This is a genomic window from Hydrogenobaculum sp. (genome assembly GCF_049967395.1).
Classification (GTDB): domain Bacteria; phylum Aquificota; class Aquificia; order Aquificales; family Aquificaceae; genus Hydrogenobaculum.
Window position 1 is genome coordinate 1 of record NZ_JBMFST010000080.1, and the last position, 3,069, is coordinate 3,069.

General features: G+C 34.3%; 4 protein-coding genes. 2 read left to right on the top strand and 2 right to left on the bottom strand.

Annotated elements, in window-relative coordinates; genetic code table 11:
- The first annotated feature begins 197 nt into the window (after window positions 1–197).
- Both trmFO and ACP5S8_RS07975 read left to right on the top strand, forming a co-directional pair.
- Window positions 198–1,493, top strand: a complete 1,296-nt coding sequence (trmFO, locus tag ACP5S8_RS07970; RefSeq protein ID WP_461876413.1) for a methylenetetrahydrofolate--tRNA-(uracil(54)-C(5))-methyltransferase (FADH(2)-oxidizing) TrmFO — start codon at window positions 198–200, stop codon at window positions 1,491–1,493.
- On the top strand, window positions 1,490–2,104 hold the full coding sequence (locus tag ACP5S8_RS07975; RefSeq protein WP_461876414.1) for a trimeric intracellular cation channel family protein: 615 nt from the start codon (window positions 1,490–1,492) through the stop codon (window positions 2,102–2,104). The genes trmFO and ACP5S8_RS07975 overlap by 4 nt, the downstream gene beginning before the upstream one ends.
- Here the strand turns inward: ACP5S8_RS07975 and ACP5S8_RS07980 are convergent.
- Window positions 2,097–2,738 (bottom strand): lysophospholipid acyltransferase family protein, encoded by a 642-nt coding sequence (locus ACP5S8_RS07980; RefSeq protein WP_461876415.1) that lies wholly within the window; start codon window positions 2,736–2,738, stop codon window positions 2,097–2,099. The genes ACP5S8_RS07975 and ACP5S8_RS07980 overlap by 8 nt on opposite strands.
- A 64-nt stretch (window positions 2,739–2,802) precedes the next feature.
- Window positions 2,803–3,069 (bottom strand): FkbM family methyltransferase (locus ACP5S8_RS07985; RefSeq protein ID WP_461876416.1); only part of this gene is annotated, 267 nt, incomplete at its 5' end.

Here is a 3,069-nt window from a genome sequence, read left to right on the forward strand (position 1 = left end):
AAAAGATAGAATCCACCAAAGTTGAATTAAAAACAGAGGTGTATTACGAATTTAAGATGTTAAGATTTATGATAATAGGACTAGCTATCCTTGAAATAATTTTTAACAAAAATACCATGGAGTTTATTTTCAAGATGTTTGGGATTTTAAAATGATAAAAAGATTTTAAAAAACAAAACCCTGTTAAAATATATCAAATGAAAGTAAACGTCATAGGAGCTGGGCTCGCTGGAGTAGAAGCAGCCTATTTTTTAGCAAATAAAGGTATAAAAGTCAGACTTTTTGAAATGAGACCCATAAAAACCACGGAAGCCCATCATACCGATAAATTTGGAGAACTTGTTTGTAGCAACACCTTAGGAAGCTTTGAAATTACCACAGGTGCTGGGCTTTTAAAAAAAGAGATGGAACTTTTAAACTCTCTTGTAGTAAAAGCCGCAAAACACTCTTACGTAAAAGCAGGAAGCGCTTTAGCAGTAGATAGAAACATATTTTCAGATTTTATAACAAAAACCATCTTGTCTCATCCAAATATAGAAATTGTAAGAGAAGAAGTGGAATGTTTAAATGAAAACGAGCTAAACATAGTAGCCACAGGACCTCTTACTTCAGAAAAGTTTTCAAAATACTTAAAGTCTTTTATAGAAGACGAATACCTTTATTTTTACGATGCAATAGCTCCTATTGTAGAAGCTTCAAGCGTTGATTTTTCAAAGGGCTTTTGGGGTTCTAGATACGATAAGGGAGATGATTATTTTAACTGCACAATGACTAAAGAAGAGTACGATTTATTTTACAACGAGCTTTTAAAAGCAGAAAAAGTACCAACAAAAGATTTTGAAAGAATAGTTCACTTTGAAGGATGCCTACCTATAGAAGAGATAGCCCAAAGAGGTTATGAAACACTTGTTTTTGGACCAATGAGCCCAAAAGGTCTAAAGCACCACATATCAAAAGACGTTTACGCCATAGTCCAACTTAGAAAAGAGACAAAAGAGGGCGAAGCCCTTTCTTTGGTGGGCTTTCAAACAAAGCTCACCTACAAAGAACAAGTAAGGGTGTTTAAGCTTATACCTTGTCTTAGAAACGCAGTTTTTTCAAGGCTTGGTTCTATGCATAGAAACACATTTTTACAATCCAACAAACTGTTAAAACCCACTCTTGAATTAAGAAAAAAACCAAACATACTTTTTGCAGGACAAATCACAGGGGTTGAAGGATACTCAGCTTCTGCCGCCACCGGTATTATAGCTGGTATAAACGCATGGTTAAAATTAAAAGGCAAAGACCCTGTAATCCCACCCAAAACCACTATGTTAGGGGCGCTTTTAGACTATATAAGCTCAAAAGAAGGAGAGCTTCAACCTATGAACCCAGTTTTCGGGCTTTTACCAGACATAGAGGCTCCCAAAAAATATAAAAAACTCTTAAAAGCTTATAGGGCTTTGTTTGATATGGCAAGGTTTATAGAAGAAAACGCTATACTATCATGATTGGTTTTTGGAAGATATTCTCTTTTATAAACCTCCTTGGCATTGTGGCTTTTTCTATATCTGGTTCTTTAAAAGCCATAAAAGAGGGTTTAGACCTTCTTGGTATAACAGTTTTAGCTATTACTACAGCGCTTGGGGGTGGTATATTAAGGGATGTCATAATAAACACAGTACCCATAGCTTTTAAATCCAAAGAAAATATGATATTTGCCATTTTGGGGCTTTTAATAGGGATATCTATTTACAAGTTTGAAGGCATCGAAAGCTCGATGCTTATACTGATACCAGATGCTGTAGGATTATCAGCCTTTAGCGCTACTGGTGCTATGATCGCTTATAAAGCAGATGTAAACGTATTTGGAATTGTTATATTGGCTACATTAACAGGAGTAGGTGGTGGTGTTATAAGCGATATACTTCTTGGTAAAATCCCTTCTGTTTTAAAAGATGACTTTTACGCAAGCTGTAGCATTATAGGAGCGTTGCTTTTTTATATTACAATAATACTTTCCAAAAATATAACACTTTCTGCAGTTGTTTGTGTGGTATCTGTTTTTATCGTAAGAATACTTGCCATAATACTAAACTGGAGATTGCCAAAGTTTAAGTAGGCTTGTAATAAGCAAGCTCTTTTATGTGTTCCATTATTGTGTTTGCCACAAGCTTATAATTTTGAATGTTGTCTTCTAATTCTCCAAAATGTATAGGTTTTCCAAAATATACGTTTATAGGCGCTCTTGGGACTGGGTACTTTGCCCCCACTGGAAAGTTTATATCTGTGTTTTCAATATAAATTGGTACCACTGGTTTTTTGGTTTTTACCACCATAATCCCAACGCCTGTTTTTGGTTTCAAAAACTCTCCAGCAGGTGCTCTTTTACCTTCTGGGAATATACAAACGTTGCAACCCATATTTAAAAGCTCTATAGCCTTCTCAATAGCCTGAAAATCCCCAGAACCTCTTTGGATTGGTATAGCCCTCATGTGGTTGTATAAAAATCCTATGATAGGTGCTTCAAAAAGCTCTTTTTTTGCAATAAAATAAAGCGGTTCTTTCACAATAGAGTTTAATACAGGTGGGTCTAAATGAGACCTATGGTTTGATGCAAAAATTGCTCCTTCTAATCCTTCTATATTTTCTATGTTAAAAGCCCTAACTTTAAATACACTTTTAAAAATCTCCTTTATACCAAACCAAACTGGTTTTATAATATATTTCCCAACCGTTGTATCTGGACACTTCATTTTAGAGTATTATAGCATAGTAAGGATGTTTGCATGAGTACTAGGTTTGGGCTTTGATATTGCACTATTTAAATAAAAACAAATTTCTTTGGCCCTTTTCTAAAGAAATTTTGTAAGCATCTTTCCATGATGTTTTAAATATTTTCTTTTTATGGCATATATAAACATCCTTAAAGTTATGCTTTAAAAAATCTAACAACTCTAAAGATTTACCTTCACCCATAAAAGATGGTGAGAACTCTACAAACATTTTTAAGTCTTCTGATCTCTTTATGGTGCTTTCTAGACCTTTCAACGCCTCTAGTTCGTATCCTTCTATATCTATTTTTAT

What these genes read in the sequence shown, in the direction of transcription:
- trmFO (WP_461876413.1), top strand. Translation starts at nt 198, where the DNA reads ATGAAAGTAAACGTCATAGGAGCTGGGCTCGCTGGAGTAGAAGCAGCC.
- ACP5S8_RS07975 (WP_461876414.1), top strand. Translation starts at nt 1,490, where the DNA reads ATGATTGGTTTTTGGAAGATATTCTCTTTTATAAACCTCCTTGGCATT.
- ACP5S8_RS07980 (WP_461876415.1), bottom strand. Translation starts at nt 2,738, where the DNA reads ATGAAGTGTCCAGATACAACGGTTGGGAAATATATTATAAAACCAGTT.